We start from the raw sequence: 20,555 nt of genomic DNA, 5'->3' as shown, positions 1-20,555 counted from the left end.
CACCTAAATGTTTCTTCTTATTTTTGTTAATGTGTCCATGAACATGTCTAGTGCAGCATCATAGCTTTCCAAATCATGCCCTTCAATCAATCCGCTTTCAAAAATGCTAATCTTTTCAAGTTCTATTTTTTCACCGGATTTTGAAACGACCTCTTCTGTAATTTCTTTTAAGGTATTTTCGATGTTTATAGTAAATGGAAGTTGGTATGAAAAGGACCCTTCATTATAGTCAAGTTTTATGTATTCGTTATCATCAATTTCCGTTAAATTTAATGCAACTTTCTTAAAGCCTTGACCTTTTAATTCATCATTGATTTGTCTAAATTTATTGTCATGAAGAATTTCATCAATGTCGTCCACTTCAATAATACCAATTTCATCAAAAGTTCTAAGTTTTGCTATTTCGCAGTTTGTAATGTCTAAAATATAATCTTCGCCATAACTTATTTTAGCAATTTCTTCAGGTGTTATCTGCGTATCTGTCGGAATTCTGGTTGCAAGACATGTGGTTGATCTTGAATATTGTATATTGTTTTTATCCAGGTATTCGTGAATGTCTTTGGAGGTTAATCTGGCCTCAATGAATGGTGTTTTAAAGCCGTTTTTATAGGTTATTAGAATTCCTGGACGGTCCTGAACCAGATCGCTGATGTTGTTTCCGTCGCAAATAAAATCAAAATCATTTTCACGAGCTACCTTTTTGATGGTTGAATACATCAGGTCTCTGCAGGTAAAGCATCTTTTGGCAGAATTTTTCAGGAAATCCTCATCTTCATAAAAGTTGATGTCGACTATCTCATGTCTTATTCCAAATGATTCGGCGGTCTTTTTTGTATTTTCAATGAAATCACTTGGCATCAGATGATTGTTTATTGTAATGGCCAATGTGTCTTTGGCAACTTTTGAAGATAGGTAGGCTATCAATGTTGAATCGGCACCGCCTGAAAATCCGATAGCTACTTTTTTGCCCTTTAAGATGTTTTTTACAATATCGATTTTATTTTCCAAGTCCATTTTATCACTAATAGTTATGTTTCATATCATATTTTAGATTTCGGAAAATTATATAACAATAGTTATTTTTTCCATAGATTACACTTGTCTAAAATAATATTTAAATGTTTTTCATTTTTGTGCAATGACAACCAAGATATAATCGTCAGCTTTTTTAAAGCTTTCAACACTTTTAAAGCCGGCGTTCAGCAAATACTTTTCCAATTCGGGAGCGGTATAGATGCTCATTCCTTCAACGGTAGCCAGCCACTTTTCATCATCCGGATGGGTGCCGTCTGTTCCCTGGGCAATCATGAACTGGCCGTTTGGTCTTATGATTCTTGAAACCTCCTTGAATGTTTCGCCCAAATCAGGCCAGAAGTAAATGGTTTCAAATCCGGTAACCAGATCGTAGTTTTCATCATCAATCGGCATGTCAGTGACGTCCGCCTGAATGACTTTGCATCTTCCATCATCAATTGCAGCCTGGTTTCTCTTGATGGATTCGCTTACAGATACTTCAGAATAATCCAGCCCGTCAACATTTCCTAGTGTTATCCTGAGGAACTTTTCAATGTTGACTCCTCCGCCACAGCCGATATCAAGTATTTCATCCTCTGCTCCAATGTCAATGCAGCTGAATGCAAATTCGGAAATTTCCCTGTGGTTTTCGTTCATGTTTTTGATTGTCTCTATTCCTTCCTCGCCATGAGGTTTCATGCATTGGTCTATTTTTTCGGCTACCATAATCAAAACCTTTAATTATTTTTTCAATATACTTATTAATTGGTGATTATATGGATAATAAAATTATCGCAATTATTGTTGCAATCATTGCTGTTGTTGCTGTAGGGGTGTTCTTCTTGATGGGTAGCGGTGATACCGTAACTATCGGATATCTGCCTTCAGACCACGATGCGGCACTTTTCGTTGCGGATGCTCAAGGGCAATTCGCTTCCAATGGCATCAAAACCAATTTGGTTCAGTTTAACAATGGCGGTGACTTGATGACTGCAATGGCCAGCGGTGATGTTGATGTGGGATACGTTGGAATCACTCCTGTTTTGGCATCAATTCAAAAAGGAGTTCCCGTTAAAGTGATTTCCGCAGCTCAAACTGACGGCAGTGGACTGGTCGTTTCTAAAAACTCTGGAATCAGTTCCGTTCAGGACCTTGCAGGCAAAAGCATTGCAACACCTGGTGAAGCTTCAATTCAATATATGTTGCTTCAATACTATTTAGAGCAGAATGGAATGTCCTTAAAGGACTTGAAAGTTTCATCAATGAAAGTTCCTTCAATGAACGATGCACTTAAAACCAATAAGATTGACGGTATGATTACATTTGAGCCTTATGTGACCATTGCTGAGAAAAACGGGGCAAATGTGCTTGCAGGTTCACAGGACATCTTGCCAGATCATCCATGCTGTGTTGTCGTTGCATCTGATAAATTTTTAGAGGAACATCCAAATGAGACCAACACTATTCTGAAAATTCATGAAAATGCCACAAATTTCATCAATAATAATTCTGATGAAGCAGCATCAATGATTCCGTCTGATATTGTTTCTGATGTCGAAGTTGAAAAAGTAGCTATTTCCAGCTTCCCATTTATTTCAGGACTTGATGACAGTTTCAAACAGGATGTAATGGACTTCATGAATTTGGAAGTTGATTTAGGTGTTTTAAAACAGCCTATTTCACAAGATAAAATATTCTGGGATGGTTCTTAACTATCCTTTTTCTTTTTTTTAATTCTTTTTGAAAATATTTATATATCATAAATTATATAACAATTGTTATCATAATATGGCTATTATGATTAATCAATAATAGGAGGGTAATATATGTGTGAAATTTTTTGTTTTAATTCAAATACGCCGAAACAAGTAAATGAATGTCTGCAATGTTTTTATAATCACTCTGAAGAACATCCAGATGGATGGGGATTAGCTAATATGCAGTCCGATGAATTTGTTATAGATAAAGAGCCGGTAAAAGCATCATGTAGCGAACACTTAAAAAATATATTGTCCAATCCTGTTATTGGAAAAAACGTATTCGCTCATATCCGGTTGGCTACTGTAGGTGAAATCATATCTCCCAATTGTCACCCTTTTACTGAAGCCGATGGCAATAACCGATCATGGATGCTGATCCATAACGGAACAATATTCGACTACCCCGAACTTGACGAATATAAAGATAAGGAAACTGGGGATACGGATTCCGAGCGAATACTTCTATATATAATAGACAAAGTCGATGAGTTTGAAAGAAATAAGGGTGCGCTGTCTACAATCAAGGAAAGATTCCACTTGTTGAATCAAATCGTCAGAGGCTTGTCCAAAAATAACAAGCTTAATTTAATGATTTATGATGGGGACTTGACTTACATCCACTCCAACATGAGGAATTCCCTATACTATTTAAAAAATGAGGAGGGCTTTTTAGTCGCTTCAACTCCACTGACGGATGATGAAAACTGGTTGCCTGTTGAATTGAATAAACTGTTCGGATTGATTGACGGCAAGATTATTTTTGAAAGTGAAGAGCATGAAAATGAATATATATTGATTGAAGAGCATCAAAATGCAATCGAAGAATTTTCAAAGTCCCTAAAGAGAGATGAAATTAATGATTACTCAAGAACAGGTTAGAAAAGAATTATATAATGAATTTATCAAACCGACAAATCAGAAAAAGGATTTTATCGGTGTTGAAATCGAAATTCCAATTCTCAATCTTGACAAGAAGGCTGTTGATTTTGATGTGGTTCATGAAGTAACTTCCAAGTTTCAAAGGCATTACAAAGATTTTGAAAATGATGGAATCGACTATGACGGAAATGTATTCTCGCTAAAAAATCAGAAAAATGAGGATATAGTATGCTATGACTGTTCATATAACAACATTGAGTTTGCAATGGGTCGTGAAAAGGATCTGTTCACGATTAATGAACGGTTCACAGACTACTATTCATTTGTCAAGGAATCATTTGAAGAGCATAACCATACATTGACTGGAATGGGAATCAATCCTTACAGGAAATATAACAAGCATTTGCCCATTCCTTCAGAACGGTACTTGATGCTTTATCATCATCTGAAATCAGCTGAAAATTATGAGAACATTCCGATGCATTTTCATGAATATCCCGAGTACGGCATGTTCTCATCAGCGTCACAGGTCCAGATTGATGTTCACAAAGACAATCTGGTTCGCACAATCAATGTCTTTTCAAAAATCGAACCGATTAAGGCATTATTATTTTCAAATTCAGTGCTTGTAGATGAAAATAAGCACAGGACATGCTTCAGGGATGTGCTATGGGAATATTCGACCCATGGTGTAAATCCACACAATATCGGAATGTATAATGTCGACTTTAAAGATATCGGGGACCTGCAGGCTTACCTTGAATCCTTGAACATCTACTGCGTAATGCGTGACGGCTCATATATCAATTTCGAGTCAATGAACCTTTTGGATTACTTTTCAAAAGACAATGTGACAGGAGAGGTATATGACAAGGGAGAGTATAGGGAAATTGAAATAAAGCCGTTAATCAGTGACATTGAATATTTGAGGCCATTCAAATTTATCAATTTGACATTCAGGGGAACGGTTGAGTTTAGAAGCGTATGTACTCAACCGATTAGTGATTCCATGTCTGTAGCAGCTTTCCATGTAGGCTTGAAGGATAAGCTTGATGAGCTGGAAGAGTTAATAACCAATGACACAGTAATATATCATAAAGGATATACTGCAACTGAGCTTAGAAAATTGCTGATTAAGGATGATATTCCAGCATTCATCGATAGGGATGACCTGTGTAAACTGTCAAAGGATGTCGTTGACATATCCAAGCAGGGATTGCAAGATAGGGGAATTGGTGAAGAAGTATTCTTAAAACCATTATATGAACGTATTAAATGCCATACAAATCCTGGAAAGAACATGATAATTAAATTAAATGATGACACATCGTTGGAAACAATGATTGAGGAGTATGGTAAAATAAGCAGAATATGATTGGAGCGGAGAAATGAATTTATTGAATTTATCTAAATTATCATCAGAAGAAATTTTAAAGGGTTCCTTTGGAATTGAATGGGAGTCCTTAAGAGCCAAAGGAGAGGGAAAATTGTCTTTAACTCCTCATCCGGAAGTATTTGGAGACAAGCTAACAAATCCGTTAGTCACTACTGATTTTTCAGAAAGCCAAATAGAGATTATAACTCCAACATTCGATACGATTGATGAGGCATTCAATACTTTTTCTCTATTGGCAGACCTTGTAAATTCATCACTTCCCGAAGATGAATATCTTTGGTTCCAGTCAATTCCATGTATCCTGCCATATTGGGATCAGATTCCAATAGCCCAATACTCTGATGAGGGAATATCCTCACAAAAGTATCGTGAAGATTTGGCTAAAAAATATGGTGTCAAAAAGCAGATGATATCCGGAGTTCATTTCAACTTTTCATTTTCAGATAAACTGTTAAAGGAGCTTCATTCCCTTGATGACAATAATCTGAGCTTTAGGCAATTCAAAGATAGGGTTTATTTGAAAATCGCCAGAAACTACCTGCGATACTGCTGGCTGATCATTTACCTGACCGGCTGTTCAATCGGTTCTCACAAGACATTTTCAAATGAATGTCTGCATTTGATGGATGCAAAGGATGATTTCGGAAGCTATTATTCCACTAAAGGACCTTCATTTAGGAATGCTTCCTGCGGATATAAGAATCTGATTGAATTGAATCCATCCTATAACTCCGTTGATGAATTTGTCGATGATGTTAACGATTTCATTGAAAGGGGAGATCTGTCCGAGGCCAAGGAACTGTATACTCAAATCAGGTTAAAGCCAAAAAATCCTAAGGATTTGCTTAATTCCCTTAAGAATGATGGAATTGAGTATATTGAGATTAGAACTTTGGACATCAATCCATTCTATCAGTGTGGTCTTGTAGAGCATGATATGAAATTTCTTCATATGTTTTTGATTTATATGCTTGTTAAGGGCGAATCCGATTATGCAAATTGGCAGAGCGAAGCAAGGTTAAATGAAGAAAACACTGCTGAAAAGGCTTATGTCGAATCGATGAGGCTATTGAAGGACGGCGAGGAAGTAACCTTAAAGAGTTGGGCCGCCGATATAATTAATGAGATGTATGGCATGTGCGAGGTATTGGGAATCGATGAAGGCAGAACCTTAGGCCTAATGCTTAACCGCATTTCAAATCCGGATTTGACATATGGCAAAAGGCTTTTAAAGCTGATTGAGGAGCATGGCTACATCAACACCCACATTATTCTATCCAAAAACAACAAGCAGACCAGCATTCACAATCTGGAAAATGCTGACTTGAATGAATGTGAAAAGCTTAAATGTTATGTTGATGTTGCTCTTGCAGGAAGGTAATAATTATGGAATTTTTAAGACAGACTGACGTTATTCAATGGAATAACGGCGAATACAAGACAATAAAGGAAAACAGTGTGGATGACGAATACACTTATCTGTTCATTGATTTTCTTCCGCCCCGCAAGTTTTCAACTTATCCTAAGGATTTGGAGGACTTTGCCGTCGGATACTGTCTTGGTGAAGGATTGATTAAGGATTATTCCGATATTGAATCGATTACTCTGGATGGAACAAATGTTCTGGTTTCCACAAGCTTGAACCATGATCCTGAAGAGGATTTGGAACAGGAGGGTATTGTTCAGGAGAGAAAAGGAAACTGTGAACATGCCTGTGTCTGCAGATTGCTTGAGTATCAGGGAGTAAATTCGGATAATGCCGGTGGAATAAGGTCTGAACTAAAGACAATTGAGCCAAATACATCAGATTTAAGGATTAATGCTACTCAAATTATCAAAGACATCAAACATCTGACAGATGAGGCGAAAATCTGGCAGAAAACAGCTGGTGTTCATGTTGCACAGTTAAAATTTGAGGATAAAATCATAATCCGTGAGGATGTAAGCCGCCATGTTGCCGTTGATAAGGTGATAGGTGCCGCTGCAAAAGAGGGGTATGATTTCGGCAAATGCTATATTTCATATAGTGGAAGAATGCCTGCGGACATGCTGATTAAGGTAATTCGTGTTGGAATTCCAATTATTATTTCAAATGCCGCTCCAGCCTCTTCAGGCATTGATGTAGCCCGTACAGGCAACATTACTATGATTGGTTTTGTAAGAGACAATAGGTTTACTATTTTCACTGCTCCTGAACGGGTAAATTTAAATGAATAGATTTATATGTTTCTAGAGTAATTATTAAAATAGGGGATTCAAAATATAACAATTGTTAATAAAGCTATTAAGTAATATTTTTATAATATACTTTCGATATTAATAATTGTCAATTAATTAAATTAATTTACGGTGAAAAATAATGAATAAAAAAATTACATTTGTTTTAGTGTTAGCACTTGCTGCATTTTTAGTAATGGGTACAGCCAGTGCAGGTCTTTTCGACTTTTTAGGGGGAGGAGATGACACTGTTAAGATAGGTTACTTACCTTCAGACCACGATGCAGCCCTTTTTGTTGCTGATGCTAAAGGTATGTATGCTGATAATAACATTACTGTTGAACTTGTTCAATTTAACAACGGTGGAGACTTAATGACCGCTATGGCTAGTGGTGATGTTGATGTTGGATACGTTGGAATTGCTCCTGTATTATCATCTGTTTCTGCTGGTGTTCCGGCTAAAGTTATTTCTGCGGCACAAACTGAAGGATCAGGAATTGTTGTAACTGATGATTCCCATATTCATTTCGCTTCAGATTTAAAAGGAAAAACTATTGCAACTCCAGGTGAAGCTTCAATCCAACATGTTTTACTTTCATATTACTTAAAACAACATGGTTTATCATTAGATGATATTAATGAGTCTGCAATGAAAGTGCCATCAATCAATGACGCTTTAAAGACCAATAATATTCCTGCAGCTATTACTTTCCAACCTTATGTAAGTATTGCTGAAGCTAACGATAACATTGACGAGCTAGCTGATTCATCTGAAATTTTACCAGGTCACCCATGCTGTGTTGTTGTAGCATCTGATGATTTCCTTAAAAATCATAAAGATGCAGCTGAAAAAATTATTGCAATTCATGAAAATGCAACTAAATTCATCAATGACAGCATTGAAAATGACACTACTGATGAAGTTGTAAAATTATTACCAGAAGACATTGTTACCGATCCTGCTGTGGAAGCTGACTCTTTAGAAAGTTTCCCATTCATCTCAGGTTTAGATGACAATTACAAAGCTAGTGTGGATTCTTTCCAAAAATTAGAAGTTGATCTTGGAATAATAAATCAAACTATCCCACATAAAATGTTATATTGGGAAGCATAGTTGAATTAACTATGCTTTAATTTCTTTTTTTTAAAAATTAGTATTTCTCGTACTGTTTTACAAGATAATCCATTGCTTTTTTGGTTTTATCATCTGAAACCTTATTGATGACTCTTTGATTTTCAAGCAATTTGTCCATATAGACTTTTCTTTGCTCTTCTCCAACAATTTTATATCTTGAAAAGTTGACGAGCCCCTCAATCAGTCCTGACATTCCTCTGTTGAATGCCCGTGCATGTTCATCGTTAATTACGTATTCTCTGATTTTTCCGGTAATGAAATAGATGTTTTTGTCCCCTTTGATTGGGAAGTTTTCAGGTGTCTTAATCTCAATGTTTTCAACATCAACAATAATGTAAGCAGGGGTGTTTTTAATGATGGCAATGTCGGTGTCATCGGTATAATATTCATCGCCTAAGCAATCTAGTGTAGCATAGGTGAAAACCAATGAATCTTGTGTGATGTTAACTACATACTCTTTAGTATCCAATATGTTTTTCAAGGTTTTTGACCCTTCAAAGATATGGCAGTGCACTTTATCTTCGCCAAGGTATACGAATGCAAAGGCACCTGCATTCTTAACACCATCCTTGCTCATTGTAGTTGTAATGCATTCATATTGCAAGTCTTTTTCAACGCCAACTTTACTTAAATCATATTCCATGTTATCAGCACAAAATCAGTTAATCATGAATTAGTTAAAAAAGAAAAAAAGAGTAATTTCTCATAAGAGAAATTATAATTTTATTTTAATGTCGAGTGCACTTGAACCTTCTTCGTAAACGAAGATTGGGTTAATATCGAGTTCAGATATTTCTGGGAAGTCTAAGGTTAATCTTGCTACTCTTTTAATAGCTTCTTTGACTTCTTCAACATCGCAAGGTGCTTCTCCTCTGTATCCTGCAAGCAATTTGGATACTTTGGTTTTTTCGATTTGCTCATCGATTTCCTGTGAGCTCATTCCTTTAGCGAGGTTGAATTCAACATCTTCAATAAGGTTTACGTAGATTCCACCCATACCGAATGCAATCATAGGTCCGAATTGTTTGTCACGAATCATACCGACAATGACTTCTTCACCGGAATCCATCATCTTTTGCACTTCCACACCGTCAGGAACAATATCTGGGTGTGCTGCTTTAGCGTTAGCGATAATTTCTTCGTAGGTTGCTTTTGCTTCTTCAGCAGTGCTGATTCCTACTTTTACACCGCCGATATCGGATTTGTGCAAGATTTTATCGGATGCGATTTTAAGCACAACTGGGAATTCCATCTCTTCTGCAAGTTCTGCTGCTTCTTCAGCGCTTGTTGATAGTTTAATTGGTGCAGCTGAAATTCCGTATGCTTCAGCTACTGCATATGCTTCACTACCAAGCAAGGTGTCTCTTCCATCAGCTTTCACTTTCTCAAAGATTGCTGCTACTGCATCTTTGTCAACGTCATCAACGTTATCAACGACATCATCGTATACTCTGTCTTCCAATTTTGCATATCTTGTCATTGCTTCAAGAGCGGTTACTGCAGTTTCAGGGAATACGTATGTTGGAACACCGTTTTCTCTTAAAGCTTCGTTTGCAGCTTCGAATGATGGCCCACCCATATTTACAACAATAATAGGTTTGTCGAATTCTTTCCTTTCTTCTAAGATGGCATTAGCAATTCCATCAGGGTCTGCTGATGCAGTAGGACAAACCATTACGATTAAACTGTCCACTTCATCTTGACTTAATACGATTTCCAATGATTCTTTGTATCTGCTTACAGGTGCATCTCCAAGTACGTCAATAGGGTTTTTCGCACTACCTTCTTCGGTAACGCATTCTTTTAGTCTTGCAGTGGTTTCTTCATCGAATTGAACAAGTGACAATCCTGCTTTTTCCATTGCATCTACTGTGAGTACTCCTCCACCACCGGCATTGGTAATGATAGCAACGTTGTCTCCCCTTGGGAGCGGTGCTTTGGAGAATGCTAAACCTAAGTCGAATAGTTCAGCCATTGTTTCTACACGCATGATTCCTGATTGTCTGAATGCTGTGTCAAATGCAAGGTCACTGCCTGCAAGCGCTCCTGTGTGTGAGGATGCGGCAGCTGCTCCTGCGGAACTTGAACCTGATTTCAAGACAATGATAGGTTTTTTGTGTGCAGTTTCTCTCATGGTTCTTACAAAGTCCTCATCATCTGAAATTGACTCTAAGTAACAGATGATTACATTGGTTTCATCATCTTCGGCCAAGTATTGTAATAATTCGATTTCACTTACTCCAGCTTTGTTTCCTAAACTGATTACTTTACTGAATCCAATTCCGGATGTTACACTCCAGTCGATGATAGCTACCATCATAGCTCCACTTTGTGAAATAAATGCCATATTTCCGGTTGGTGGCATCATTTGTGAAAATGATCCGTTTAACGGTGTGTGTGAATCAGTGATTCCTAAACTGTTTGGTCCAATAATGTTTATACCGTATTCTTCACCAAGTGCTGTCAATTCAGCTTCTAATTTGGCACCTTCTCCACCTACTTCTTTAAAACCAGCAGTGATTACTACCATGTTTTCCACGCCTGCTTCACCACATTCCTTAACAGCAGGGTTTACAAATGCCACTGGAATTGTAATAATTGCTAGGTCTACTTTTTCAGGTATGTCTTTTATATTTGCATATGCTTTTTTACCAAGAATCTCTCCGCCTTTAGGGTTTACTGGATATATTGCGCCTTCAAAGCCATCGTTGATAAGGTTGTCAACAATGATATGTCCAACTTTACCCGGGGTGTTGGATGCTCCAATTACAGCCACAGATTCAGGTTTAAACATTTTATTGAGATCAATCATAAGTTCCTCTCCATATTCTTTTTAGTGTTCATGTTAATCTATAATGATAAATAATTAACAATTATACTAATTATAATATATGTTATGTTATTATTTAAATATTTTTGTTTAAATATTCGTTTAAATAACTTTAAAAATAATTTTGACTATTATTAAGGTTTTTTAACAATTTTTTAAAAAGAGTGAAACCTTAATTTTTTTAGTGTAATTTCAATTTTACTTATTAAACTTTATAATATAGGATTAGCATAAATATATATGATTAATAAATTATTGATATTTTGAAATATTTTGAATATTTTTATGAATATCAAATTCAGGAGATATTATGAGCTTAATTATTGCTTACATTGGTAAAAAAGGATGTGTAATGGCAGCTGATAAAAGAAAAATAGGATATTTCGGTGATAAAGAACAATTAAGAACATTAGAGGAAGAATTATATAGTGGTGCTATTGAAAGCGACGAAAAATTTTTAAAAAGAGCGGAAGAACTCGGAATTTCAATCAAGATTACAGATGACGCAAATAAACTGAAAGTCGTTGGAAATTGCATTCGCGGTGAAGTGAGTACTAAAGGAACTTTTGAAACAAAAAGAAGAAGGATTTATGGTACAACAAATGGTTATCAGATAATTGAATTATTAGGTTCAGAAACCAAATCCCGTAAAGCCGGGAATAAAGGAATTATACTTTTCGGTAATCAATATGCAAAACAGTTGGCCGAATCATTAATCTCTAAGAATTGGAAATCTTCCCTGAGTTTGAGATATATGGGTGAAGTATTTGAGGATATTCTATCTCAGGTCTCTTCAAAAACACCTACCGTTGGGGATAAATTTGATGTTTTAATTCAGCAACCTAGTTTTTCAGATTCCAGTGCACAAAAGCACTTGAACATAACTATTGACCACGATATTAAGGTCTTGACCAAATTCAGGCAAGAATTGACAGAGCAGCTTGTCCAACAAAGTCTTGCAATTGACATGGCAAACAAGATTATTGAAAAGGGAGATATAGGTCGTGTAGTTGCAATTGATGGAAACATGCTGCAAGTCCAATTAAATGACAAAACACAGGCTATGGACGGAAACTGGAAACAATTGGCAGGACCTGGTCAAAACGTGTTGATGTTCACTGAAAGCGACAACGTAAAAATCGGAGATAAAGTCGTTATTGAAAACGAAGATTTGTGCCTCAAAAAAGATAAGTCCTCTCTTAGATGCGATATAATTTTATGTTCATTATAAGTGGGGGTTTAAATGAAAATAACATTTTTAGGTAGTGGTGGTGGAAGATTTTCCGCCATTTCACAGCGAAGAATGACTGGAGGCTTCAGAATTGATAATCTGGGCGGAAAGAATTATCATGTCGACCCGGGTCCAGGAGCGCTTATAAGAACTTACCAGTTTGGATTTGATCCCCGTAACTTAAGCGGAATCTTTGTCTCTCATGCACATACAGACCATTACAATGATGCTGAAATTCTCATTGAGTCAATGACCAGAGGAATGACCAAATATAATGGGACAGTATTCGGAAGCAGAAGCGTCTTGAAAGGTTTTGAAAAGTGGGGTCCCTGCATCTCCTCATACCATCAGTCCAAATCAGACACAGTTGTTTTGGAACCTGGTGTCGTAAAAGAGGTCGACAATATCAAGGTCAAGGGTACTGAAATTGAGCACGGCGATCCTGCAGGTATTGGATTTCAAATAGATTACAACGGATTCAAGGTGTCATATACTTCGGATACAGGCTACTTTGAAGGATTAGGCGAAGCCCATAAGGGAGCGGACATACTGATTGCAAGTGTGTTAAGGCCTGGAAACAAATCAATACCTGGACACATGTGTTCACGCAATTTCATGGATTTGATTGAAGAAGTGCAGCCTAAAGTTGCCGTAATGACTCATTTGGGCCTTAAAATGATATCGAATAATCCTGTTGTTGAAGCCAAAAAAATATCCAAACAAACAGGCGTCAAGACAATTGCGGCATTTGACGGATTATCTTTCAATGTGAACTACAATAATCCTAAGAAATTCAGATTGATTTCACTCAAGGATGTTGAATCTTCAATGCACAGCACTTCCCATGCATTGTTCAACAGCGGAAGAAGAAACTCTTATCAAACTTCCTTTAAAAATAAGGAGTTTGATGAGCTTAGCATTCTTAAAAAAAGTTAAATATTCTTTTCCAAATTAGTTGGATGGATGAATCCTGAGCGAATCATATGGTCTGCAAGGACAATTGCAGTGCTTGATTCGGCCACGACTGTCACTCTAGGACAGATACAAGGATCATGCCTTCCTTTAATTTCTATTTTTTCATTTTCCATTTTTTCCAGATTGATTGAATTTTGACATTTGGAAATGGATGGAGTAGGTTTTATGGCTATTCTGGAAACTATAGGCATTCCGTTGCTCATTCCACCGATGATTCCGCCGGAATTATTGGTCTTTGTTGTGATTTTCCCGTCTTCAATTTGATATTCATCATTGATTTCAGAGCCTGTGCGATTTGCAACATCAAATCCGAGACCAATTTCAACTCCTTTGACGGCACCAATATTCATTAGGATTCTTGCAAGGTCTCCATCCAGCCTTTCAAAGACAGGTTCGCCAAGACCTGCTGGAGTGCCGACAGCTATTGTTTCCACAATTCCGCCAACTGAATCGCCTTCCTGTTTTTTTGCCAAAATCAATTCTTCCATTTCTTCAGCAGCCTTTAAATCTGCACATCTTACAGGATTCTTTTCAATGTTTTCTTTTATTGTATTGAAATCTTGAGGCTCTGCTTCAATGTTTCCTATTTGGATCACATGGGATATGACTTCAATATTTTGTGTTTCAAGAAGTTTTTTGGCTATTGCACCGCCTATGACATGGCCGATAGTTACTCTGCCGCTTCCACGGCCTCCTCCATTGTAGTCGTAGTTTCCGTATTTGCTCATCCAGCCAAAGTCCCCATGGGATGGGCGTGGAGTGCTTTTAAACATGGAATAATCTTTGGAGTGCTGATTTTTATTGAAAATGACTCCGGTAATTGGTGTCCCATCGGTTTTTCCTTCAAAAATACCTGAAAGTATTTGAACTTCATCAGCTTCCTTTCTGGGAGTGGTTACGCTGCTTGTTCCAGGTTTTCTTTTGTTTAGTTCCTTTTGAATATCTTCTGCTGTCAATTCAAGATTTGCAGGACATCCGTCAACGATGGCTCCTACTGCAACTCCATGACTTGAACCAAAGCTTGTTATTTTAAATTTTTCTCCAATTGAATTTGACATAGTTGGCCTCTTTTTAATAGCTACTTTTAATATTATTTTTTAAATTATATTAAACTATTTTGTATGATTAATTTAACCGGACGGAATCTCAGAATCATCATCAGTTTCATCATATATTAATTTAAATATTTCTAAATCAAAATTATTAACTAGTGATTATTATGGAATTTCCGACTACAAGAATGAGAAGACTTAGAAAGAATGCCAAGATTAGAGATATTGTACGAGAAACAAAACTCGAAAAAGAAGACTTGATTTATCCTATTTACTTTAAGGAAGAGCTTGAAGGCGACGAAAAGGAAGAGATTTCCTCCCTTCCTGGAGAATTCAGATACTCCCTTGACAGTGGAATAGAATTCGCAAAGCAGCTTGAAGCCAAAGGATTGAAATCAATAATTGTATTTGGAATACCTAAAGAGGACACTAAAGATGAAATAGCTTCTCCGGATTATTCAGCAACAGGAATTGTTCAAAAAGCAATAAGAAGACTCAAAAAGGAAACAAATCTGGTTGTTATAAGTGACGTATGCTTATGCCAATACACTTCTCACGGCCATTGCGGCATGATAAAGGAAAATGAGGACACTGACCATGGTATCGAGATATTGAATGATGAATCCTTGCCTTACATTGCCAAAGTTGCACTTTCACATGCAGAAGCGGGTGCTGATATTGTGGCCCCTTCAGACATGATGGATGGCAGGGTAGGAGCAATCAGGCAGACCTTGGATGATGAAGGTTATGAAAATGTGATGATAATGTCATATTCAGCCAAGTACGCATCCGCATTTTACGAGCCGTTTAGGGTTGCTGCATGTTCATCACCTCATTTGGGTGACAGGAAATCCTATCAGATGGATCCTGGAAACGCCATGGAAGCAATCCGTGAATGTGAACTTGATGTGATAGAGGGTGCGGACTTTTTGATGGTCAAACCGGCACTTCCATACTTGGATGTCGTTCGCATGGTGAGAGATGAGTTCATGCTGCCTTTGGTTGCATATAACGTAAGCGGAGAATACTCCATGATAATGGCAGCTATTGAAAAAGGATATCTGACTGAAAGGGCAATTACAGAATCTCTTCTTTCAATCAAAAGGGCTGGAGCAGACTTAATAATCACTAATTTTGCACCATATCTGCTTTTCAATGAGATGATATAAATGGACGCTAATGAAATTGCAAAAATAGCTCAGATCGCTTCTGCTTTAGAGGTAAGCGGATACCCGAAGCCAGGCAATGTTCACAGAACCCGTGATTATGATGACATGGTATTTGAAGACTTTGTGATAAGCGGAATTGTTATTGGAGACTCCATTCGTGAAGCATGCACTGATGTCGACGTTGAAAATCCTGAACTGGGAAAATACATCCTTCAGGCAGTTGCCGAAACTGACAGGTGGATTAATAACAACACCAACTTGGGAATTGTCATGATGACAACACCTATTGCGGTTGCAGCCGCCATAAGCGACTCTTTCGATGATATTCGTGAAAACATCAAATTGCTGATGTCAAATACCTCAGTTGACGATGCATGTGACTTGTATGATGCAATCAATATTGCAGATGCAGGGGGTATGGGCGATCAGGACGAATATGATGTGGCAAGCGACAACGCTAAAAATGAGCTCAGGGAAAACAACCAGACAATGTATGATGTTTTGAAAATATCCGCTCCGTGGGACATGCTGGCACGTGAAATGACCAGTGACATGCCTGCCGTTTTTGAAATAGGTTATCCAACATATCATGAATTGAAAGCGGAAAAATCCCAAAATGAAGCATGCCTTTTGACATTTTTAACAATCCTGTCTCATGTTCCAGATACATTGATTTCTAGAAAATACGGAGATGATGAAGCGCTCAAGATATCATTGATGACAAGGGATTTGCTTAAAATGAAGGATGTGCCTGATTTTATTGACAGGGTGGCTGAATTCGATGATTATTTATTTAACAACAAGTATAATCCAGGAACAACTGCAGATTTGACTGCAGCTTCCATTTTTGTAAGCTATTTGAAATCAAATTTCTGATGTGGTAATATGGATAAGAAAATCGCATTGGCGCCATGCAATGGAATGAGTGCAAACGGGTTGGTGTCCAGAGTTGCCGTTGGAGACTGCAGAAAGGCAAATGAAAATGTCATTTCAATCTGCATGGGTTCAACATCTGCCGACATTGAAGGAAAAAATGATGAAATGCTTAAGAAATATCCCATCGTTGCACTAAATGGCTGCGCCAACGGATGCGTGAATAAGATTTTAAAAAATAAGGGAATTGATGTGGCTGGCACAATTGCCGTTAATGAAGTTCTCGAGGATTATGAAGTATCTGCAAAGGACCCTTTCAGATTGGACGCTGAAGCCGAAGAGTGTGTTAAAATAATTGTCAGGGAATTAAATAAAACAATCGAAACATTTTAGAACATTCCCTGATTTAGGCATGTTCATCAGATGATTGTTTACTTGTTTAATCTTATTTCAATAAGTATTTAAAGAATTAAAATGAAATATATGTTTAACATGGCTTTCTATTTTTTAGAAATCCGAAAATGGTGAGGAAAATGGAAATTAGATATAATAAAAATGCAAATAATCCTCCTTTGATTGAGGATTTGGTCAATGAATTGCTGAAGGATGATTTCGTACACTTCAAGATTCTATGTGCAAATGAGGTTCATCATTTCCATAAGGAAGATGACACAATTATTGAATTTCAGCAAACTTACGTGAAGGAATCCAAACCTAATGGTGATAGGCTTTATATAGCTTACCCTGATATCTTCAGAGTTAAGGTTTACAGGGACATGGAACAATATCTTGAAGATGAAAAGAAAGCCAATGCCTTTGATGATGTTGACTGGACAGGTAATAGAATAATATTCTAATTATCTTTTTTTCTATTTTTTTTTAAATTTTACACTACTTTTATAAATCACTTTAAACATATATTATTATATTATTAATCTATAATTTATGGTGTTTAAATGAGTGAGGATATTAAAAAAACCATTAATGAATTGCATATTTACGAAAAGAAAGTTTTAAAGGAACTTGAGGCAAATCCTACTGCCACTCCTGAAGAAATAGCTGAAAATGCCGACATGGACATTAAGGCAGTGATGAGTGCGGCAGGATCACTTGCTTCAAAAGACATTATTGAAGTTGAAAAGGATATTGAAGAGGAAATCTCCCTATCCGATGCAGGATTGGAATATGCCGACAAAGGCCTTCCTGAACGTAAAATATTGGATGTTTTAGCTGAAAGGAGTTCCATTCTTATGAAAGACTTGGCTGATGCAACAGGCATCGACAAAAAGGAAGCCAATATTGCCATTGGCTGGCTGCGTCGTAAGAATTGGGCTCAAATCGATAAGGGCGAAGTGAAAATCACTGATGTCGGAATGGACTTTAAGGACAAGTTAGGTGATGATGAACAATTGCTGAATAAATTGAAGGGAGCCAGAACAATTATCAATTCCATAAAGGAAGAAGGCCTTTTGGATGGATTTAAGAAATTGAATGATAGGAAAAACATCTTAAACATTAAAAAGAATACCTCACACTCTTTTAAACTTTTAGATAAAGGTGAAGCTATATTGGATGAAGGATTCACTATTCAAGAGCAAGCCACTCAATTAACACACCAACAACTGAAAGACGGTGAATGGAAAAGCTTACAGTACCGTCCATATGACATTAATGCTGAAGCGCCTGTTATTTTTGCAGGTAAAAAACATCCTTTGAGGGTAATCATTGATGAGATAAGGGAAATCTTCCTTAATATGGGATTTTCAGAGGACAACGGAGAATTTGTAGAATCTGCATTCTGGAACTTCGATTCACTTTTCCAGCCACAAGACCACGCTGCCCGTGAAATGCAGGACACTTTCTATCTTAAAAATCCGCTAACATGTGACTTGCCTGATGATGCGCTTGTAAAACTTACTGCTGAGACTCATGAAACCGGTGCGGACACAGGTTCTATAGGCTGGCAATATGACTGGAGTGAAGACATTGCTCGCCAAAGCGTTTTAAGAACTCACACTACCGGAATATCCACTAAACACTTATTTAATCATGAACCTCCAATTAAAATGTTTTCTGTAGGAAGGGTATTTAGAAGAGAAACTTTCGATTACAAGCACTTGCCTGAATTCCACCAAGTCGAAGGATTGGTCTGTGATGAAGGAATCAGTTACCAAAACCTTTTAGGAACATTAAAGGAATTCTATAAGAAATTAGGATTTGAAGTCAGATTCAGGCCGGCTTATTTCCCATACACTTACTTGTCCACAGAAACTGAAATCTATTTGGAGGAAAAGGAAAGCTGGATTGAACTTGGAGGGGCTGGAATGTTCAGGCCAGAAGTATTAAAACCTCTTGGAATCAATCAGCCTGCTTTGGCTTTCGGTTTAGGTATTGAAAGGCTTGCAATGATCAGGTATGATGTGGAAGACATTCGTATGCTTTACAAAAGTGACATCAAATGGCTTCGCGAATTGCCTATTGACAGAGGAGTCAGGTTATAATGTCAATCAAGCTGGTTTCTTGGAATGTAAATGGTATTAGGGCAGTTTCAAAAAAAGATGAATTTTGGGACTGGTTTGACAATACCGACGCTGATATTATTAACTTTCAGGAAGTTAGAGCTACACAAAAAGATATTCCTAAGAAATTGGCTAATGTCGATGATTTTCACCAATGCTTCAATGAAGCCGAAAGGAAGGGATACAGCGGAGTCGGAACATACTCAAAAATCGAACCCGTTGATGTTGTTAAGGGCTTGGGCGTTGAAGAGCTTGACAGCGAAGGCAGGGTTTTAAGGATTGAATATCCTGACTTTATCTTGTACAATATTTACTTCCCAAACAGTGGTATGGAGGCAAAAAGGCTTGATTTTAAGGTTGCCTTCTGCGATGCGTTGTTGAAGCAGCTGGTTGAGCTTAAGCAGCAAGGCAAAAACTTAATCATCACTGGAGATTATAACATTGCCCACAACCCTATCGATGTTTACAATCCTAAAAACTGCGAAGGGAAATCCGGGTATCTTCCTGAAGAGCGTGCCTGGCTGGACCAGCTTGAAGAGGTCGGATTCGTTGATACCTTCAGGATGTTTGATGAAGGCGAGAATAACTTCACCTGGTGGAGCTACAGAACCCGCGCACGTGAGAGGAATGCCGGTTGGAGACTTGACTATTTTTATGTAAATGAAGAAATTGTCGATAAGGTCAAATCCGCTGAAATATTGAATGAAGTTTACGGTTCCGATCACTGTCCGGTAACCTTGGAACTTGATTTTTAAAAAAAATAGTTAATTTTGGTGATTATAATATTGTGTTTACATCACCAATGTCATCAATAATAGTAATATCTAATTTTTCTTTTTTAATGTATTCCCTGTCTTCTTCTGTAACATCAGAATTGACAAGAATAGCACTTAAGCCCGCATTTACTGCGCCTAATGCATCAGCTTTGAATTTATTTCCAATCATCACTGATTTTTCAGGGTTTCCGTTCATTTTTCTAAGTGCAACATCAAAGATTAATTTGTCGGGTTTTTCTTTTCCAACTTCTTCGGATGTAATGACCTCATCGAAAAATGAATGCACATTAAGTCTGACAAGCTTTTCCCATTGTTTGATTGTAATACCATTGGAAATAACTGCTAGGCGATATCCTTGACTCTTAAGATAGATTAATGTATCAATTGTTTTAGCATAAGGTCTTAAAAGCGCCATTTTAACGTTGTGGTATGTAATCATTCCAAGCGCAACAAGCATCGGGTCTTCATGGCCCAAAACGACTTGGGTCAATACGTTGAAATGTTTACCGTAATTGGATCCTTTTTCACGGATAATTGTTTTTAGAACACCATATGCCTCATCTTTATCTAATGGGAGACCGTTATCAACCATTAATCCGATTGCTGCTTTTCTTGCAGTTTCAGCAAAATCTGAAGTGTCAAGCAATGTACCATCTATATCAAAAAAGACTACGCTATCATCATTGTTCATCATATGATTGATATTATGCCTTTAAAAATATTTAAATT

20 protein-coding genes are annotated in these 20,555 nt (G+C 37.2%); 14 read left to right on the top strand and 6 right to left on the bottom strand.

What is annotated here, in order from left to right; all coding sequences use genetic code 11:
- Positions 1-3: 3 nt before the first annotated feature.
- Both QZU81_RS01085 and QZU81_RS01080 read right to left on the bottom strand, forming a co-directional pair.
- Positions 4-1,014 (bottom strand): 7-cyano-7-deazaguanine synthase, encoded by a 1,011-nt coding sequence (locus tag QZU81_RS01085; protein ID WP_295589014.1) that lies wholly within the window; start codon positions 1,012-1,014, stop codon positions 4-6.
- A 111-nt stretch (positions 1,015-1,125) separates the two neighbouring features.
- Positions 1,126-1,740: a class I SAM-dependent methyltransferase gene (locus QZU81_RS01080; protein ID WP_295589012.1), complete on the bottom strand. Its 615-nt coding sequence runs from the start codon at positions 1,738-1,740 to the stop codon at positions 1,126-1,128.
- A gap of 50 nt (positions 1,741-1,790) precedes the next feature.
- Between QZU81_RS01080 and QZU81_RS01075 the strand changes: the two genes are divergently transcribed.
- From QZU81_RS01075 to QZU81_RS01050, 6 genes are all read left to right on the top strand, one after another.
- Positions 1,791-2,726 (top strand): ABC transporter substrate-binding protein, encoded by a 936-nt coding sequence (locus QZU81_RS01075; RefSeq protein WP_295589010.1) that lies wholly within the window; start codon positions 1,791-1,793, stop codon positions 2,724-2,726.
- Positions 2,727-2,840: 114 nt separating this feature from the next.
- On the top strand, positions 2,841-3,653 hold the full coding sequence (locus QZU81_RS01070) for a class II glutamine amidotransferase (protein ID WP_295589008.1): 813 nt from the start codon (positions 2,841-2,843) through the stop codon (positions 3,651-3,653).
- On the top strand, positions 3,631-5,028 hold the full coding sequence (locus QZU81_RS01065) for a hypothetical protein (protein ID WP_295589006.1): 1,398 nt from the start codon (positions 3,631-3,633) through the stop codon (positions 5,026-5,028). The genes QZU81_RS01070 and QZU81_RS01065 overlap by 23 nt, the downstream gene beginning before the upstream one ends.
- A 13-nt stretch (positions 5,029-5,041) precedes the next feature.
- Positions 5,042-6,430: a glutamate--cysteine ligase gene (locus QZU81_RS01060; RefSeq protein ID WP_295589004.1), complete on the top strand. Its 1,389-nt coding sequence runs from the start codon at positions 5,042-5,044 to the stop codon at positions 6,428-6,430.
- Between the two features lie 5 nt (positions 6,431-6,435).
- Entirely contained in the window at positions 6,436-7,266 is an 831-nt protein-coding gene (gene fdhD, locus QZU81_RS01055; protein ID WP_295589002.1) for a formate dehydrogenase accessory sulfurtransferase FdhD, read from the top strand.
- Between the two features lie 142 nt (positions 7,267-7,408).
- Positions 7,409-8,380 carry an ABC transporter substrate-binding protein gene (locus QZU81_RS01050; protein ID WP_295589000.1) on the top strand — a complete coding sequence of 324 codons (972 nt, stop codon included), beginning with the start codon at positions 7,409-7,411 and terminating at the stop codon, positions 8,378-8,380.
- A gap of 37 nt (positions 8,381-8,417) precedes the next feature.
- On the opposite strand, the gene QZU81_RS01045 is transcribed toward QZU81_RS01050, so the two are convergent.
- Together QZU81_RS01045 and acs are read right to left on the bottom strand one after the other, a co-directional pair.
- Positions 8,418-9,044, bottom strand: a complete 627-nt coding sequence (locus QZU81_RS01045) for a DUF447 domain-containing protein (protein WP_292850885.1) — start codon at positions 9,042-9,044, stop codon at positions 8,418-8,420.
- A gap of 72 nt (positions 9,045-9,116) precedes the next feature.
- Positions 9,117-11,213 carry an acetate--CoA ligase alpha subunit gene (gene acs / locus QZU81_RS01040; RefSeq protein WP_295588998.1) on the bottom strand — a complete coding sequence of 699 codons (2,097 nt, stop codon included), beginning with the start codon at positions 11,211-11,213 and terminating at the stop codon, positions 9,117-9,119.
- Positions 11,214-11,541: 328 nt separating this feature from the next.
- On the opposite strand from acs, the gene QZU81_RS01035 reads away from it, so the two are divergent.
- Together QZU81_RS01035 and QZU81_RS01030 are read left to right on the top strand one after the other, a co-directional pair.
- Positions 11,542-12,462, top strand: coding sequence for a DUF2121 domain-containing protein (locus tag QZU81_RS01035; protein ID WP_295588996.1), 921 nt, complete (start codon positions 11,542-11,544; stop codon positions 12,460-12,462).
- A gap of 12 nt (positions 12,463-12,474) precedes the next feature.
- The gene (locus QZU81_RS01030) at positions 12,475-13,398 is read left to right on the top strand and encodes an MBL fold metallo-hydrolase (protein ID WP_292850880.1); all 924 of its coding nucleotides are present in this window, start codon (positions 12,475-12,477) and stop codon (positions 13,396-13,398) included.
- Here the strand turns inward: QZU81_RS01030 and aroC are convergent.
- Positions 13,395-14,495 carry a chorismate synthase gene (gene aroC, locus QZU81_RS01025; protein ID WP_295588995.1) on the bottom strand — a complete coding sequence of 367 codons (1,101 nt, stop codon included), beginning with the start codon at positions 14,493-14,495 and terminating at the stop codon, positions 13,395-13,397. The genes QZU81_RS01030 and aroC overlap by 4 nt on opposite strands.
- Positions 14,496-14,656: 161 nt before the next feature.
- On the opposite strand from aroC, the gene hemB reads away from it, so the two are divergent.
- From hemB to QZU81_RS00995, 6 genes are all read left to right on the top strand, one after another.
- Positions 14,657-15,658, top strand: coding sequence for a porphobilinogen synthase (hemB, locus tag QZU81_RS01020; RefSeq protein ID WP_295588994.1), 1,002 nt, complete (start codon positions 14,657-14,659; stop codon positions 15,656-15,658).
- Positions 15,659-16,534, top strand: a complete 876-nt coding sequence (locus tag QZU81_RS01015; RefSeq protein ID WP_295588992.1) for a triphosphoribosyl-dephospho-CoA synthase — start codon at positions 15,659-15,661, stop codon at positions 16,532-16,534. It abuts the gene before it with no gap.
- Positions 16,535-16,543: 9 nt separating this feature from the next.
- Positions 16,544-16,924, top strand: a complete 381-nt coding sequence (locus QZU81_RS01010) for a putative zinc-binding protein (protein WP_295588991.1) — start codon at positions 16,544-16,546, stop codon at positions 16,922-16,924.
- Positions 16,925-17,064: 140 nt separating this feature from the next.
- Positions 17,065-17,388: a hypothetical protein gene (locus QZU81_RS01005; RefSeq protein ID WP_292850866.1), complete on the top strand. Its 324-nt coding sequence runs from the start codon at positions 17,065-17,067 to the stop codon at positions 17,386-17,388.
- 99 nt (positions 17,389-17,487) lie between these two features.
- Entirely contained in the window at positions 17,488-19,032 is a 1,545-nt protein-coding gene (locus tag QZU81_RS01000) for a phenylalanine--tRNA ligase subunit alpha (RefSeq protein WP_292850863.1), read from the top strand.
- On the top strand, positions 19,032-19,805 hold the full coding sequence (locus QZU81_RS00995; RefSeq protein ID WP_295588989.1) for an exodeoxyribonuclease III: 774 nt from the start codon (positions 19,032-19,034) through the stop codon (positions 19,803-19,805). Before QZU81_RS01000 ends, QZU81_RS00995 begins: the two co-directional genes overlap by 1 nt.
- A gap of 22 nt (positions 19,806-19,827) precedes the next feature.
- Here QZU81_RS00995 and QZU81_RS00990 read toward each other — a convergent pair whose 3' ends face one another.
- Positions 19,828-20,520, bottom strand: coding sequence for a TIGR02253 family HAD-type hydrolase (locus QZU81_RS00990; protein ID WP_292824971.1), 693 nt, complete (start codon positions 20,518-20,520; stop codon positions 19,828-19,830).
- Positions 20,521-20,555 lie beyond the last annotated feature (35 nt).

The sequence above is a fragment of the uncultured Methanobrevibacter sp. genome (genome assembly GCF_902770715.1).
Lineage (GTDB): Archaea > Methanobacteriota > Methanobacteria > Methanobacteriales > Methanobacteriaceae > Methanocatella.
This window is presented reverse-complemented; position numbering and strand designations above follow the sequence as displayed.

Excerpts from the sequence above, each read along its gene's own strand:
- QZU81_RS01085 (WP_295589014.1), bottom strand. The coding sequence starts at position 1,014 with ATGGACTTGGAAAATAAAATCGATATTGTAAAAAACATCTTAAAGGGC.
- QZU81_RS01080 (WP_295589012.1), bottom strand. The coding sequence starts at position 1,740 with ATGGTAGCCGAAAAAATAGACCAATGCATGAAACCTCATGGCGAGGAA.
- QZU81_RS01075 (WP_295589010.1), top strand. The coding sequence starts at position 1,791 with ATGGATAATAAAATTATCGCAATTATTGTTGCAATCATTGCTGTTGTT.
- QZU81_RS01070 (WP_295589008.1), top strand. The coding sequence starts at position 2,841 with ATGTGTGAAATTTTTTGTTTTAATTCAAATACGCCGAAACAAGTAAAT.
- QZU81_RS01065 (WP_295589006.1), top strand. The coding sequence starts at position 3,631 with ATGATTACTCAAGAACAGGTTAGAAAAGAATTATATAATGAATTTATC.
- QZU81_RS01060 (WP_295589004.1), top strand. The coding sequence starts at position 5,042 with ATGAATTTATTGAATTTATCTAAATTATCATCAGAAGAAATTTTAAAG.
- fdhD (WP_295589002.1), top strand. The coding sequence starts at position 6,436 with ATGGAATTTTTAAGACAGACTGACGTTATTCAATGGAATAACGGCGAA.
- QZU81_RS01050 (WP_295589000.1), top strand. The coding sequence starts at position 7,409 with ATGAATAAAAAAATTACATTTGTTTTAGTGTTAGCACTTGCTGCATTT.
- QZU81_RS01045 (WP_292850885.1), bottom strand. The coding sequence starts at position 9,044 with ATGGAATATGATTTAAGTAAAGTTGGCGTTGAAAAAGACTTGCAATAT.
- acs (WP_295588998.1), bottom strand. The coding sequence starts at position 11,213 with ATGATTGATCTCAATAAAATGTTTAAACCTGAATCTGTGGCTGTAATT.
- QZU81_RS01035 (WP_295588996.1), top strand. The coding sequence starts at position 11,542 with ATGAGCTTAATTATTGCTTACATTGGTAAAAAAGGATGTGTAATGGCA.
- QZU81_RS01030 (WP_292850880.1), top strand. The coding sequence starts at position 12,475 with ATGAAAATAACATTTTTAGGTAGTGGTGGTGGAAGATTTTCCGCCATT.
- aroC (WP_295588995.1), bottom strand. The coding sequence starts at position 14,495 with ATGTCAAATTCAATTGGAGAAAAATTTAAAATAACAAGCTTTGGTTCA.
- hemB (WP_295588994.1), top strand. The coding sequence starts at position 14,657 with ATGGAATTTCCGACTACAAGAATGAGAAGACTTAGAAAGAATGCCAAG.
- QZU81_RS01015 (WP_295588992.1), top strand. The coding sequence starts at position 15,659 with ATGGACGCTAATGAAATTGCAAAAATAGCTCAGATCGCTTCTGCTTTA.
- QZU81_RS01010 (WP_295588991.1), top strand. The coding sequence starts at position 16,544 with ATGGATAAGAAAATCGCATTGGCGCCATGCAATGGAATGAGTGCAAAC.
- QZU81_RS01005 (WP_292850866.1), top strand. The coding sequence starts at position 17,065 with ATGGAAATTAGATATAATAAAAATGCAAATAATCCTCCTTTGATTGAG.
- QZU81_RS01000 (WP_292850863.1), top strand. The coding sequence starts at position 17,488 with ATGAGTGAGGATATTAAAAAAACCATTAATGAATTGCATATTTACGAA.
- QZU81_RS00995 (WP_295588989.1), top strand. The coding sequence starts at position 19,032 with ATGTCAATCAAGCTGGTTTCTTGGAATGTAAATGGTATTAGGGCAGTT.
- QZU81_RS00990 (WP_292824971.1), bottom strand. The coding sequence starts at position 20,520 with ATGATGAACAATGATGATAGCGTAGTCTTTTTTGATATAGATGGTACA.